Consider the following 244-nt stretch of genomic DNA (forward strand, 5'->3'; position numbering starts at 1 on the left):
ACTTGTTAGGTCACCATCTTCATTATCTTCTGCAGATACACCTGCCATTGCATCAAATGTATCTGTCATGTTTATTGTCGTATCTGCAGCACCGTAAATGACTGGGTTAATATTATCAATAACCGTTATTTTTCGTGTAATGACTGTTTCATTTCCTGAACTGTCTTTCACAGTGTAGTTCAGCTTATACACACCTTTTTTCGTCGTATCAACAGTACCCGCGACGGTTATGGCACTTGTTAGG

1 protein-coding gene is annotated in these 244 nt (G+C 39.3%); it reads right to left on the bottom strand.

Going from position 1 to position 244, the window contains the following annotated elements:
• On the bottom strand, window positions 1-244 hold a 244-nt coding region (locus tag V7137_RS23905; protein ID WP_335700384.1), incomplete at both ends, for an immunoglobulin-like domain-containing protein.

This window comes from Neobacillus drentensis (assembly GCF_036962765.1).
GTDB lineage: Bacteria > Bacillota > Bacilli > Bacillales > Cytobacillaceae > Neobacillus > Neobacillus drentensis_C.